The organism is Chloracidobacterium sp., assembly GCA_015075585.1.
Lineage (GTDB): Bacteria > Acidobacteriota > Blastocatellia > Pyrinomonadales > Pyrinomonadaceae > OLB17.
The window spans coordinates 1652030-1666438 of sequence record JABTUB010000001.1 but is presented as its reverse complement, the minus strand read 5'-3'; the positions used below and the strand labels follow the sequence as shown (position 1 = coordinate 1666438).

Here is a 14409-nt window from a genome sequence, read left to right as displayed (position 1 = left end):
CTCAGACGCGAAGATGATCGGCGCGCCAATGGGTTACGGCCTTCTTGATGTCGTCCGGTTTGGCAAATTCGCCGTCCAGCGTACGCCGCACGAGGCCTTCCAGCTCTTGATCCGAAGCAAATCTGAGTGAGATGATCTGCTGCACGTCCAGATCGTTTGCTTTGGCGGCAAGGTCGGCGGGCAGAATGTCTTTATAGCGAAGGCGTTCTTCGAGCCGTATGATACGGTTCTGTGCGATCAAAGCTTGCCAGCGTGCGGTGATGGCGAGCAGGACAAGCGTGAGGGCAAAGACGGACCAGTACACGCCATTCATGCTCGGGTGCATGATCAGGAGCACTACTTGCGAAATGAAGTGGAGTGCCAGCAGAGGCACGACGACATAGTGGAACAGCGGGTAGTAACGTCTGTGGTTCGCGTAAGATTGTTCAGCCATACATCTGGTTCCTTCCTTTTACAGTTTCGATGCCGCGACGGTCTCGGCGGCGTGTCCGGTAAAGTCCTCGCCCGGATTCACGAATAGATTCTGCTCAAATCGGTATTGTTTATCATAAAGCTGTTTGTATCTTCCGTCCATAGCGAGCAGTTCGCGGTGGCTGCCGCGTTCGATGATCCGTCCGGCTTCGACGACGAGTATCTGATCGGCGCTTCGGATGGTTGACAGACGGTGGGCGATAACGAACGTTGTCCTGCCGCGGCGCAGATTGTTCAAGCCCTGTTGGATAAGGGCTTCGGATTCCGAGTCGAGCGATGAGGTTGCTTCGTCGAGGATGAGGATACGAGGGTCGGCAAGCAGTGCCCTTGCGATGGCGATCCGCTGCCGCTGGCCGCCGGAGAGCTTTACGCCGCGCTCGCCCACGAGTGTCTTGTAGCCGTCCGGGAACTTCTCGATGAACTCGTCCGCATTGGCGATGACGCACATTTTCTTGACCTCGTCGATGCTCGCCTGAGCGTTGGCGAAGCGGATATTATCGAGGATCGTGCCGTCGAACAGGAAGTTATCCTGCAAAACGACTCCAAGATGCCGCCGATAGTCGCGGAGCTTTATCGAATTGAGGTCCTTGCCGTCGATCATCACGGCGCCGGCACTCGGCTGTATGAAATTGAGCACGAGCGACAAGATCGTTGATTTTCCGGAGCCGCTGGAGCCTACAAGTGCGGTGGTGGAGCCTGCTTCGGCATGAAACGAGACGCCATGGAGCACGGGAACATTCGTGTCGTACTCGAAATGGACATCGCGGAAGTCGATCGTGCCCTCGATCGTGCCGAGCGAGGCCCGCTGTGAGTCATCGTCGTCCTCGGTCGGTTCGTTGAGCACTTCTCGGATGCGGTCGAGGCCCGCGAAAGCCTCGGTCATCTGCGTTCCGATGGCGGTCAGCTCAAAGACCGGCATGGCAAGAATGAACGTGAACGCGATATACATCAGCAGGTCGCCGAGCGTCATTGCGCCCGACATCACGGCGTTCCCGCCCATTACCATCATTACGAGAGCCACTGCGCCGACAAGCACTGCCGAGAAGGATTGTATCGCTGAGACGCCGGTAACCGAGCTTGCGATATTGCGAAAGAGCTGATGAGCGCCGCGTGCGAACGCGAGTTCCTGGCGTTTTTCTGCCGTGTACGCTTTTACGATGCGGATGCCGCCGAGCGATTCGCCGAGGCGTCCGGTAACGTCTGCGGTGATAGCTCCGCGGTCGCGGAAGACCGGCCGCAGATATCTGAGGGCAAGGTACAACGCACCGCCGAACACCGCCAAGATCAAAAGGGTTGCCGCCGTCATTTGCCAGCTAAGCCAAAAAAGCACGCCGATAGCCACGACAGCCGTGAAGAAGCTCCCAAAAAGCTGGCCGAGCCCGGTGCCGACAAGATTGCGTATCCCTTCGGCGTCGTTCATTATCCGCGAGATCAAATTGCCGGTCTGCGTAGCGTCGAAGTACGAGATCGGAAGGCGTTCGACGTGCCGCTGAACCCGTTTGCGCATTTCCGTGATCGCACGCTGTGCCGCGACGCCCAAGATCTGCGATAAAGCAAATCCCGTGGCTCCCTGCACAATTGCGGCAACCCCGATCGCAAGTGCGATCCATTTCAGGAGGCCGTAGTTCTGCTTCGCGAAAACCTCGTCGCCCAGCGACTTGATCGAGGCGGGCAAAACCATGCTTGCAAGCCTCGAGATAAGAAGCAGAATGACCCCCAAACTCAGCCGCCAACGCGCCGACCAAATGATCCGCCTCGCCTCATACCACGCCGAGGCATAGTTGACCTTTTTCTTGGGTTCGTCAGACATGTAGGTACAGTTTTGGCTTCGATATACGCTAAGTCAAGCAGGCGATGGGCAAAAACCGTACAAATCTGAAGAAGTTCATCCCGGAGGCGGCGATCGCGCGACTGCCCGCGGCCCGAACGTGCGGCTTTATGGTCCGGTTAAGATGTGAGATGAGTCGTCCGAGAACCTCGGCGGGACAGCCCAAAAGCACGGCGGCAGGCATCATTTTCGGCCCGGCCGCTGCGTAATTTAGGCACTTTGGATCGCAATGCTATAATCTCACCGATGACGCGAATGCACCGGAAAATTTACCTCTGCGGGTCATCAAGATCATAATGGCACAAACTTATATCAACCAACTTAACAATAAGATCGGCGAAACGGTCACGCTGAAAGGCTGGCTTTATAACTCGCGTTCGAGCGGAAAGCTCGTGTTCCTGCAGCTTCGCGACGGAACCGGCATCGTGCAATGCGTCGTTTTCAAAGGCAATGACGAGGCCGTTTTTGAAACGGCGAAGGGCCTCGGGCAGGAAAGCTCGATCATCGTTACGGGTACCGTAAAGGAGGATACTCGTTCGACGATCGGCGTCGAACTCGACGTAACCGCCGTCGAAGTGCTTCAGAATACACACGACTATCCGATAACCCCGAAAGAACACGGCACGGACTTCCTTATGGATCATCGGCACCTCTGGATACGTTCAAAGAAGCAGCACGCCGTGCTGAAGATCCGCCATACCGTTATCAAGGCCACGCGGGACTACTTTGACGGCAACGGATTCACGCTCGCCGATACGCCGATCTTTACGCCGGCCGCGTGCGAGGGCACGACGACCCTTTTCGAAGTGGATTACTTCGGCGACGACAAGGCCTACCTTACGCAGAGCGGCCAGCTCTATAACGAAGCAACGGCCGCGGCCTTTGGCAAGTCGTACGCATTCGGGCCCACGTTCCGCGCCGAGAAATCAAAGACGCGACGGCATCTTACCGAGTTCTGGATGGTCGAGCCTGAGGTCGCATACGCAGGCTACGAGGATATGATGGAACTCGGCGAAGGCCTCATTCTTGCTATCGTCAAGCGTGTCCTTGCCGATCGGCAGGAGGAACTTGCAACTCTCGAACGCGATGTGTCGAAGCTGGAGGCCATTACGGCACCGTTTCCGCGGCTTCATTACGACGATGCGGTCAAAATGCTGCAGGATGGCCACGCAAAAGGCGAGCTTGAGAACCGGTTCGAGTGGGGCGGCGACTTCGGCGCTCCGGACGAAACGTACCTGTCGAATCAATTCGGCAAACCGGTCTTTGTCCACCACTTCCCCGCCGCGATCAAGGGATTTTATTTCGAGGTCGATAAAGATGACCCGAAATACGCCCTCGGCATCGACCTGCTTGCCCCTGAAGGCTACGGCGAGATCATCGGCGGCGGCGAACGTGCCGCTTCGCTCGAATATCTCGAAACACAGCTAAAACGCCATGACCTGCCGCAGGAAGTCTTCGAATGGTATCTCGACCTTCGCCGCTACGGCAGCGTGCCGCACGCGGGCTTCGGCATGGGAATCGAACGCTGCACCGCCTGGATGGCCGGCATCGAACACGTCCGCGAAACGATCCCATTTCCGAGGATGCTCTATCGCCTGAGACCGTAAGGAGATGTTCTACCCATGTATTCGACGATGAAGATCATAAGACGTTACTTGTACACTCTCGTTTTGGTTGCTGTTGCGGTCGCTTCCGCGGCGGCGCAAAAGCCGATCAAGGACCTGAAACCGACGGTCATTCTGCTCTCGCTGGACGGTTTTCGATACGACTACATCGACAAGTTCAAGCCCTCAGCACTCAAGAAGATCGCAAAGGGCGGCGTGCGTGCAAGATGGATGATCCCTTCGTTCCCGACAAAGACCTTTCCGAATCACTATGCGATCGCGACTGGCCTTTATCCCGAACATAACGGCATTGTCGAGAATAATATCTGGGACTTTGGTGTTGTATTTGGAATGTCGAAACGCGAAGAGGTGCAGAACGGCCGTTGGTGGCTTGGCGAACCGATTTGGGTTACCGCCGAAAAGCAGGGGCAAAGGGCCGCGGCATTCTTCTTCCCCGGAACCGAGAGCGAGATACAAGGGCGGCAGCCGACCTTTTGGAAACAATACGACGGCAAGATCCCGAATGAAGAGCGTGTCGATACCGTGCTAGGCTGGCTCGACCTTCCTGTTGACAAGCGGCCGACGATGTACACGATGTACTTTAGCGATACCGATGACGCCGGGCATAAATATTCTCCGGATTCGCAGCAAGTTGCTGATGCGGTGAAAAAGGTCAACGGTGATGTGCAGAGGCTCTTGGACGGCCTGAAAAAGCGAAAGATCAACAAGAAGGTGAATCTTATCATCGTCTCTGACCACGGAATGGCAACCGTCGATCAGCGGAACGCCGTTGTGCTGGATGATTACTTCAATTTTGACGATGCTGAACGCATCCTATGGACGGGCGAGATCGTTCAGATCTTTCCGAAGCAAGGCAAACAGGACGAGATCCTGCAAAAGCTACATCAGCCCGGCATTCACACGACCTGCTGGGCAAAAAAGGATATACCCGCGAGGCTGAACTATCAGGACAGCCCGCGTATCGCACCGATAGTCTGCTCGTCAGACCTCGGCTGGGTGATGACGAGCCGCGACCGTAATGAAAAGAACAAAAAGCGTGCTGATTATCTCCAACTGGGCGGTGCACACGGCTACGACAACAAATATCAGGAGATGCAGGCGATATTTATCGCCCGCGGGCCGGCGTTCAAGAAAGGCTACGTTGCACAGCCGTTCGAGAATGTCGAGGTCTATAACATTATGTGCAAGATCCTGGGGCTTACACCGGCTCCTAACGACGGCAATATAGAACACGTAACGGCACTCTTGAGGTAAAGTTTATACCGACTGCTCAGGCCGCAAGGTCAGCACGACGATCTCAGGCGGCACCATAAAGCGGAACGGCAGGATACTCGTTCCGACGCCGCCCGTGACGAACATATCAATTCCCTTTTCGCGTATATGGCCGTACGCGAACTTCTGGCCGTAGCTTGAAGGTATCATCGGGCGGCCTAATATCGGAAGCCAAACCTGCCCGCCGTGTGTGTGGCCGGCCAGGAATAGTCGCATTTGTGACGAAAGCAAGGGCGAACCCGCCATTATAGGCAGCACGTCAGGACTGTGTTCCAACACGATGAGGTCGCCGGATCCACCCGCCTCGGTAACCACTTTCTCAATGTCCGTATTCCACCGGCTCCACGTTTTTATATGCATATGATCCCGAAGCCCGAGCAATCGGAAGGCGGTTCCGTTATATTGAACCGCCGCTATTTCGTTCTGCAATACGCGTATCCCGTTCCGTGAGAGGGCCGCAGCAACCTCATCATCGCTATACCAGCCGTCATGATTTCCCAGCACCGCAAAAACACCGATATTGGCATGGAGGCCTGACAGGGCTTTTCCGATCTCATCAACCGGCATTCGAAGCGCTCGCCGCCCAGCGGGTTCGGCAGAATGCGTCTGAGCAACAAAGTCACCCAGAATAACGATAAGATCAGCGTTTTGAGCGTTTACGGTCTGAACTAAATTTTCGATATAGGCATGATCAACTGCGTTCGAACCCGCGTGAATGTCGGAGATGACCGTGATTCGCAAACCATCGAGAGTTCTGTCGAGCCCTTTCACTCTGATCTCTGTATTTCTTACAACGAGGCGGTGCGGCTCAATAAAGTAGCTGTAGGCGAGACACGCTGCGGCGGCGATAAACAGCAGGCCAATGAGCCGTAGCAGGCGGCGGCGAGGCATTTTCATTTATCGAAAATACACTCCCCAGCGATTGTTCACGAGTTCGACCGTCGCTTCATCCGCTTCTACTTCTTTCGGATACCAAGGTTTCATTCGAGCGTCGATGACGATCGGTGAGGTGTACCCGATGTGATTATTCTTGAGCGAGACATCCTTCGCGTAGATGTCGCGTGCAGGATCGAAGCGGGTCCAAGTTGCCCAGAGGAACTTCTCGGTCGAGCGGGCGAACTCGATATCGTCGTGGAGAACTATGACCTGCCATTCGTCGAAAATGCCGCACGCGGCGATCTCTTTGCCTAGCCCAGGAGAGGTTTCGTACGACGGCCCTTGGACGACGAGACAGCCGGCGCAGAACGGCTCAGCCGCGGAAATACCGGCCGGAAGCGATCCGCGAAATTCGCGGATAAGTTCACGTTTTGCATTACCGACACCCAACAGAATTGCCTTGCTGCCGTGGTTCACCTTTCCGCTTGCGTAATCAAGCGTATCAAAGGCGGTCTGGCTCAGAATGTGAAGGTCACGCTGCCAATCCGCGCGAGCGAGAATGTACTCAAAAACTGTTTTGAAGTCACGAAGATCCTGCTCCTTGTCGGTAACAAGCAGGAATTTCGTGAGCGTCAACTGCCCTTCACCAAGTATCCGGAATCCAGCCGAAAGGGCCTCTCGTTCGTAGCGTTCGCGTACGATCGCAGCGGTGAGTGAATGAAAACCGGTTTCTCCGTAACTCCAAAGATCGCGAACGGCGGGCATTACGAGAGGTATCAGCGGCAAGAGCAGTTCCTGCAGGTAGTCGCCGATAAAGAAATCTTCCTGTCGGGGCTTGCCGACGATAGTTGCCGGATAGATGGCGTCTTTGCGATGAAAGACAGTTTCGGCACGGAAGACCGGATACTCGTGCTGCAGCGAATAATAGCCGTAATGATCGCCGAAAGGGCCTTCGGGCCGGCGCTCTTTGGGAGCAACGCTACCGCAAATGGCAAACTCGGCATCCGCAAGCAGTCTATGACGGCAACGCGGGTCGGTAAGTGCTCTAAGCTTTTCTCCCGCGAGGAGTGATGCGAGCATCAATTCCGGCACGCCTTCGGGCAGCGGTGCTATTGCTGAAAGTATCAATGCAGGCGGCCCGCCAAGAAAGATCGTAACGGGCAGCGGTTCGCTTCTTTGTTCGGCCTCGAAATAATGAAAACCGCCGCCTTTGCCGATCTGCCAATGCATTCCCGTCGTCGCCGCATCAAAACGCTGGATGCGGTACATTCCGAGATTGTGTTTGCCGGTCGAAGGGCTTTCCGTATAGACCAGCGGCAGCGTGATGAAATGGCCGCCGTCGTCGGGCCACAACTGCAAAAGCGGCAAGCGATCAAGATCGACACTCGACTGCCGCGATTCGAGAATCGGGGCGTTTGAGACCTTCTTAAGGCCAATGTGCGAGGCTTGCATCGCGAGACCGCGAAACTGCCATAACTTCGATAGGGTCGGCGGCAAAAGCTCTTCGGCGGCTTGCACGACACGTTTTACGAACTCAAGAGGCCGCGGGCCGAACGAAAGATCGATGCGTCGCTTTGTACCGAACAGATTGGTAACGACCGGAAAATCGGAGCCCTTGACGTTCGTGAAAAAAAGGGCTTTGCCGCCGTCTTCGATCACACGGCGATGGATCTCGGCGATCTCAAGATACGGATCAACCTCAACATTGACCTCGATCAGCTCGTTCTCACGCCGGAGAAGTTCGATGAATGAACGAAGGTCTTTGTGCATATGGCGACGGCCGAACCGTTATGCGTCCGTTTTGCTACTTTTGAAGCATCAGGCTGCTGAGATCAAGCTTGTCAGCCGCAATGACCTTCGGCTTAAGCTTCGGAAACCGTTTTGCAAGATCGTCCTTGAAGACCGAGTAATCGCCAACGATTATCAGGTCGCCGTTGACAAAAAGCTTGTCCGCAACCGCCTTTACCTGTTCGGCAGAAACTGCCTCAACGCTGCCGACGTACTTATTCAATTCCGATGTCGGCATTGAAAAACTGTAAAGCGAACCAAGCTGCATGGCAAGGTCAGACGTCGTTTCGAGCCCGCGTCCGAAGCTTCCGATGAGCACGGCCTTGCGCGGCGTGAGCTCGGCAGGGGTAACGATCTTGGTTCGTATCTTGTCAAGCTCAGTGACAAGCAAGGCCGCAACCTCACCCGCCGACTCATTCTTTGTTTGGGCTCTCGCGCTGAAATTTGCACTGTCGCTGCGCCACGCTAAAGAACTGCCCGCGCCATAGCTCAATCCGCGTTTTATCCTTATTTCCTGATTCAACCGGGACGAATAGCCGCCGCCAAGGATCGAATTCATAACCGATGCGGGATAAAAGTCTTGAGAGTTCCGCCCAATGCCATCGCGTTTGACGTAATAGCCGACAGAGGCTTGGCCCGAATTTGGGAGGTCAACGACAAGGATGCTCCCGACGGTAGATGTTGGAACGCTTCCCGACCTTATGCCGCCGGCGCCGTAGCCCCTGCCGGATTTTACGGAAAAGTATTTGGCGCTGAGCGTGCGGGCTTTGGCAGGCGTTATATCGCCTGTAAAGATCACAACGGCCGGGCCTGACGAATAGTAACTATCATAAAATTTCCTAACATCGGCCGCTGTTATCGACTTTATCGACTCAGGCGTGCCGCCGGCCGGATGTTCGCCGAACGAATACTTGCTCGCAACATAATTCGCCAGAGAGGATGGCTGCTTCAGGCTGTAGGCAAGGCCGTCCAAGGTCTGCGTTTTTAGTAATTCGAGTTCCTTTTCATCAAATGACGGGTTGCTAAAGACATCGGCAAGAATGGCCATTGCCTGAGCGAGTTTATCCGAAGTGACCGTAACCGTTACGACCGAGCTGTTCCAGTTCGCATCCGTGTCGAGCGTGCCGCCGAGGAATGCAATGTCCTCGGCGATCTTTGTCGCACTTCGTGCCTTGGTTCCTTTGGTGAGCATAGAGGCCGTGATATTGGCGAGGCCTGCCTTATCGGCGCCGTCAAAATTCGCTCCGGCATCTACAAGTAGCCACACGGTTACAAGCGGCGAAGAATGATTCTGAACGACCGCCACCTTAAGGCCGTTCTTCAGCTTGGCCTCATGCACAGGAGGCACCTTTACAGGTCTCGGGGCGGAAGGAGCCGGCGGCGTTTCAACCTGTGCCATTGTGCCGGACGATGAAATACTGAGAATAGCCATTAACGATACAAAACCGCAGAAACGATTGAAAATTAACTTGAAATAGGCCGGCATTATTTTTCGCCTCCTTGATCGGTGTAGTAGATCACTACGCGATTGTTGTCGTTAAAATATTTCTTCATAACCCGCTGAACATCGGCTGCCGTTACCGCTTGAAGTTTCGCGACGCTTCGATTCACTGCCGACGGATCATGCTGATACGCAACCGCACGCTCGATCGCGATGGCTTTGCCGTCATTGGTTTCCAGATCCTTGACCGCCGATGCGATGAGCTGATTTTTTGCCTTTTGAAGTTCCTTAGCCGTTATGCCTTTCTCCTGTATCAGTTTGAGTTGAGAAAGAAGCGCCGCCTCAAGTTCCTTTGGCGTGTGGCCTTCGGAAGCGATCGCGAGGAAATAGAGCAAGCCGCCGTCAACCTTATTGTCAATACTGAATTCCGCTTCTTGAGCGATCTGCTCCTTATAAACAAGCGACTGATAGAGCCGCGAACTCTCGCCGGCAGCAAGTATATTTTCGGCAACTTTGAGTGCCGGAATGTCGGCATCATCCGAACGCGGGCCCAGATATGTAATAGCAACCGCAGGAAATGGTACATTCGGTGCCGATTTCTCAAAACGAAGTTCCTTCGTTCTCGCAGGTTCTTTGACCGTAACACGAGGTATCGCCGTTGAAGGCTTTGCGAGTTTGCCGAAATACTCATCGACCCATCCATCGAACTGTTTCTGATCAAAATCGCCGACAACGATCAGATACGCATTGTCCGGCCGATAATAAAGGCTGTGAAAAGCGCGCGCATCTGCTGATGTTGCCGCGTTGAGTTGATCGAGGTCGCCGATAACGCCCCGCTTGTACGGATGCGTCGTATATGATAGTGAGCCAAGGTATTCAAAGAGCCTGCCGTATGGTTGTGCAAGTACGCTCTGCCGAAATTCCTCTTTCACGACATCTCGTTCCGAGGCGAAATTCGTATCGTCCACATTCAAATTCGCCATTCGCTCGGCTTCCGCCCACAGCAGCGTCTTCAGATAGTTGGACGGCACGACCTCGTAATAGTTAGTAAAGTCATCCCACGTCGAGGCGTTGTTGTAACCGCCGACATCTTCGGTGAGGCGGTCCATCTGCTCATTTGCCATGTTCTTAGTGGATTTGAACATCATATGCTCGAACATATGGGCAAAACCCGACTTGCCTTGCGGATCATTCTTTCCGCCGACGTTATACCAAACATGGATCGCAACGGTCGGGCTGGAGTTATCGCGGACGGATACGACCTTGAGGCCGTTCGCCAACGTACGTTCTTTGATAGCAAGCGGCTTTACTTTTATTTGTGCCATGCCGCTCTGCCAAAGAAAAATGAGAGCAACCGCTGAGGTGACGATCGACTTAACATATTTCGCATTCATAATTACTCGATATCGGATCGATTGACCCAAAATGGCAGGCAATGGATCTTGCCGTAACCTGCGTTAATTGTAATCGTAAAAGCCCTTTCCGCTCTTGCGGCCGAGCCAGCCCGCATCAACATATTTTTTGAGCAGCGGGCAGGGTCGATATTTCGGGTCGCCAAGACCTTCGTGAAGCACGTTGAGTATGGCCAGACATACATCGAGGCCGATAAAATCAGCCAGCGTAAGCGGCCCCATCGGGTGATTCATACCAAGTTTCATTATCTCGTCGATCGCCTCTTTTGCAGCCACGCCCTCGTATAAAGCGTAGATCGCTTCATTTATCATCGGCATCAACACGCGGTTCGAGACAAAGCCCGGATAATCATTACATTCGACCGGCACCTTGCCGAGCTTTTCCGAGAGCTCCTTGACAGTCGAATACGTCTCGTCGCTCGTTGCGATACCGCGGATGACCTCGACCAGCCGCATCAGCGGTACCGGATTAAAAAAGTGCATCCCGATCACCTTGTCGGGCCGTTTGGTAACAGCAGCGATCTTCGTGATCGAGATCGACGATGTGTTAGATGCAAGTATCGCGTCAGGCGTGCAGATCGAATCAAGCTTCTCAAAAAGCTGCTTCTTGATGTCAAAATTCTCAGAAGCAGCTTCGACGATCAGGCTGCATCCCGTAAGGACGTCAATGTTCGTTGTGGTCTTTATGCGTGCGAGTATATCGGCCTTCGCGTCTTCCGTGATCGTCTCTTTCTTAACAAAACGGTCGAGGCTTTTGGAAATGTTCGCCATTCCGCGTTCGACGATCTCGGCGGATACGTCGCAGACGATCACATCAAACCCCGAAGCCGCTGCGGTTTGCGTAATGCCGTTACCCATTGTCCCGGCCCCAATTACTCCAATAAGATCAGCCATAGTCTTCTTTATGATATTAGTAAGTCAAAGCAAGCTTAGAATTTATCAGAAATACGCTCCAAAACGAAAAAGCGGCCCGAAACTGCGAGCCGCCTTACCCACGAGATGCGTCGTTCCGTTAGTCGCGCTCGACCGCCATCGCGACGGAATTTCCGCCGCCTAGGCAAAGTGCCGCAACGCCGCGTTTTACTCCGCGACGTTTCATTTCGAACAGAAGTGTCGTAAGGATACGGGCGCCGGAATTGCCGATAGCGTGCCCGAGGGCGACCGCGCCGCCGTTTACATTGACCTTTTCGATATCAAGGCCCAGTTCCTGCATAACGCCGAGCGCCTGTACCGAAAAGGCTTCGTTCAGTTCAAAAAGATCGACTTCGGACATTTCCCAACCGGCCTTTGCGAGTACATTTTGAACGCCCTTGACCGGCGCCATCATAATGAGTTTCGGTTCGATGCCCGACGATGCCCAAGCAACGATACGGCCGAGCGGTTCAATGCCGGCCGCCGCAGCGTTCTCTGCGCTCGTAACGACCACTGCCGACGCTCCGTCGTTCACGCCGGGCGCATTTCCCGCCGTTACCGTACCGCCGTCCTTTTTGAACGCGGGTTTGAGCTTTGCCAAAACCTCCGGCGTAGTATCAGGCCGTACGGTCTCGTCGTGGTCGAGAATTATCGGATCACCCTTCTTCTGCGGTATCTCGATCGGGATGATCTCATCCTTGAAGCGGCCCGCAGCCTGTGCCGCCGCCGCCTTCTGATGTGAAGCCGCGGCGTATTCATCCTGCTGCTCTCGCGTGATGTGGTACTTTTCGGCTACGACCTCGCCGGTGTTGCCCATGTGCCAGTTCTCGAACGGACACCAGAGGCCGTCGTGCACCATAAGGTCCGTAACTTTTTGATCGCCCATGCGAAAGCCTTCACGTGCGGTTTGCAGTGCATACGGTATGTTTGACATTGATTCCATACCGCCTGCGACGACGTATTCGGCATCGCCAAGGGCGACCGACTGCGACGCAAGAGCTACCGCACGCAGACCCGACCCGCAAACCATATTCACCGTCAATGCCGAAACTTCCGGCGGCAAGCCTGCCTTTAGTGCCGCCTGCCTCGCGGGGGCCTGTCCTTGGCCGGCCGGCACGACGCAGCCCAATATCACTTCGTCAACCTTGTCAGGTGCGATCCCTGCACGGCTCACCGCTTCTTTCACGGCAACCGCTCCGAGATCAGAAGCCGTAAAACCCTTTAATGCACCTTGAAACTTTCCCGTCGGCGTCCTCGCCGCGCTGATAATGATCGGATATTTCATAAATATTCTAAAAAGTAAAAGAAATTGTTATCAAGTTATAATTGTGGCACCGGCCGCATCGCCTTGCAAATCGGCAATATGCGGCAGCAGACAAACATTATTCCTCGCCGATATCCTCATTCCATATTTCAGGGCTGCGTTTGATAAAGCTTGCCAGCATTTCGACGCATTCATCCGAATCCGCGTCGATAACATCTACGCCCGCTTCACGAAGCCATTCGAGACCGCCTTGAAATGTCCTCGATTCACCGACAACGACAGTACCGATGGCGAATTGTCGAATGAGGCCGCTGCAATACCAGCACGGCGCAAGCGTCGTAACCATCACCGTGTCCTTGTAGCTGCGGCGACGGCCTGCGTTTCGAAACGCATCGGTTTCGCCGTGGATCGACGGATCGTTGTGTTGGATGCGTCGATTATGTCCTCGGCCAAGCAGCTGCCCTTTCAAATCAAAGAGTGCGGCTCCGATAGGGATCCCGCCTTCTGAAAGGCCAAGCCTCGCTTCCTCTATCGCAACTTTCAGCATTCCGTGAATGTCCATATTGGTTAGCATTTTAACTCGAATGGTATGCGTATGTTAATGTTAGATGATGCAGGATGATCTTTCGGCAGGCGACTTTTTGGTGTTTCAGCTTGAATCGGGTTTTGGTCTGCTTCGGCTTCTCGCGGTGGATAGTGGCGACGAACGTGTATGGCATGTCGCGGGCTATCGTGATTTCTTCCCGGACGTTGATTCGGCGGAAGCGGCGGCTCATTCGCCGAGCGATCTTACGCTCGAACTTTCGCACGCGGCGCTGACAGAACGTGCATTCGGCAGCACTGAGGTCGCGCGTCTCATCAATATCCGACTTTCTGACGCCGAGATCGAACCGCTAGACCGCTGGCGAAGCACGCCCGATCGCACGATCTATGATAGATCGGTGCGGCTGTTGATGGGATTTCGATGATCCGCGCTCGGCGTCCGGCACTCGAATGTCCGGCATAGAGACTCTAATATACCGATCCGTTTATTGCTTGGATTCATTTGACACGCGGGATTCGTCCAAACGCCGCGTGGTCGCATCAACAACGCTTGGCGGCACGATATCTTTGAAATTCGCAGCGGGAAGTTCGTTGTTCGCGGGCATTCCGAGAATCCGCGTTTCTGTGATCTCGTCAACGGCACGCGGCGATCTCTTTAGATGTTTACGCAGGAGCATCGTTCGCCAAAACGTTTGGACGTTCCATGCGGCGATCGCGATGAGGAAGCCCGCGGTTACGTAGATCAGCGGGTGCGTATTTTCGCGAAAGCCCAGCATCACATACAGCAGCGTCGCCAGTCCGAGGGCGACGACCACGGTCATAACGCTCAGCACGGCATTCGCATTCACGTTCTGGATCGGAGTTTGTGCCTTCTTTCTTGGCTTATCGAGGTCGGGCAAGTAGGTGCCGCAACGGCGGCAGAATGTTTCGGCTTGTTGGTCGGCGTTACCGCATTTTGGACAGAACATCAGCTGAGG

At 54.5% G+C, this 14409-nt stretch carries 13 protein-coding genes; 3 read left to right on the top strand and 10 right to left on the bottom strand.

Annotation, left to right across the window (positions count from 1 at the left end; all coding sequences use genetic code 11):
* Window position 1: 1 nt before the first annotated feature.
* Both HS105_07680 and HS105_07675 read right to left on the bottom strand, forming a co-directional pair.
* The gene (locus HS105_07680) at window positions 2-433 is read right to left on the bottom strand and encodes a hypothetical protein (protein MBE7516471.1); all 432 of its coding nucleotides are present in this window, start codon (window positions 431-433) and stop codon (window positions 2-4) included.
* 18 nt (window positions 434-451) lie between these two features.
* A complete protein-coding gene (locus tag HS105_07675) occupies window positions 452-2281 on the bottom strand; it encodes an ABC transporter ATP-binding protein (GenBank protein MBE7516470.1) in 1830 nt (609 codons plus the stop codon).
* 314 nt (window positions 2282-2595) lie between these two features.
* On the opposite strand from HS105_07675, the gene asnS reads away from it, so the two are divergent.
* On the top strand, window positions 2596-3906 hold the full coding sequence (gene asnS / locus HS105_07670; protein ID MBE7516469.1) for an asparagine--tRNA ligase: 1311 nt from the start codon (window positions 2596-2598) through the stop codon (window positions 3904-3906).
* A 27-nt stretch (window positions 3907-3933) separates the two neighbouring features.
* Window positions 3934-5178, top strand: a complete 1245-nt coding sequence (locus tag HS105_07665; protein ID MBE7516468.1) for an alkaline phosphatase family protein — start codon at window positions 3934-3936, stop codon at window positions 5176-5178.
* A gap of 3 nt (window positions 5179-5181) precedes the next feature.
* On the opposite strand, the gene HS105_07660 is transcribed toward HS105_07665, so the two are convergent.
* The 7 genes from HS105_07660 to HS105_07630 all read right to left on the bottom strand — a co-directional run bounded on the left by HS105_07660 (window position 5182) and on the right by HS105_07630 (window position 13463).
* The gene (locus HS105_07660) at window positions 5182-6093 is read right to left on the bottom strand and encodes a metallophosphoesterase (GenBank protein ID MBE7516467.1); all 912 of its coding nucleotides are present in this window, start codon (window positions 6091-6093) and stop codon (window positions 5182-5184) included.
* Entirely contained in the window at window positions 6094-7842 is a 1749-nt protein-coding gene (locus HS105_07655; GenBank protein ID MBE7516466.1) for a UbiD family decarboxylase, read from the bottom strand.
* Between the two features lie 34 nt (window positions 7843-7876).
* The gene (locus HS105_07650; protein MBE7516465.1) at window positions 7877-9259 is read right to left on the bottom strand and encodes an insulinase family protein; all 1383 of its coding nucleotides are present in this window, start codon (window positions 9257-9259) and stop codon (window positions 7877-7879) included.
* 86 nt (window positions 9260-9345) lie between these two features.
* On the bottom strand, window positions 9346-10695 hold the full coding sequence (locus tag HS105_07645) for an insulinase family protein (GenBank protein ID MBE7516464.1): 1350 nt from the start codon (window positions 10693-10695) through the stop codon (window positions 9346-9348).
* A 63-nt stretch (window positions 10696-10758) separates the two neighbouring features.
* Window positions 10759-11607 (bottom strand): 3-hydroxybutyryl-CoA dehydrogenase, encoded by an 849-nt coding sequence (locus HS105_07640; protein ID MBE7516463.1) that lies wholly within the window; start codon window positions 11605-11607, stop codon window positions 10759-10761.
* A gap of 118 nt (window positions 11608-11725) precedes the next feature.
* Complete coding sequence (locus HS105_07635; GenBank protein MBE7516462.1) at window positions 11726-12910, bottom strand: acetyl-CoA C-acetyltransferase; 1185 nt, start codon at window positions 12908-12910, stop codon at window positions 11726-11728.
* A gap of 97 nt (window positions 12911-13007) precedes the next feature.
* Window positions 13008-13463 (bottom strand): nucleoside deaminase, encoded by a 456-nt coding sequence (locus HS105_07630; GenBank protein MBE7516461.1) that lies wholly within the window; start codon window positions 13461-13463, stop codon window positions 13008-13010.
* Between the two features lie 37 nt (window positions 13464-13500).
* On the opposite strand from HS105_07630, the gene HS105_07625 reads away from it, so the two are divergent.
* Window positions 13501-13857: a hypothetical protein gene (locus HS105_07625; protein MBE7516460.1), complete on the top strand. Its 357-nt coding sequence runs from the start codon at window positions 13501-13503 to the stop codon at window positions 13855-13857.
* Between the two features lie 60 nt (window positions 13858-13917).
* On the opposite strand, the gene HS105_07620 is transcribed toward HS105_07625, so the two are convergent.
* On the bottom strand, window positions 13918-14400 hold the full coding sequence (locus tag HS105_07620) for a hypothetical protein (GenBank protein MBE7516459.1): 483 nt from the start codon (window positions 14398-14400) through the stop codon (window positions 13918-13920).
* Window positions 14401-14409 lie beyond the last annotated feature (9 nt).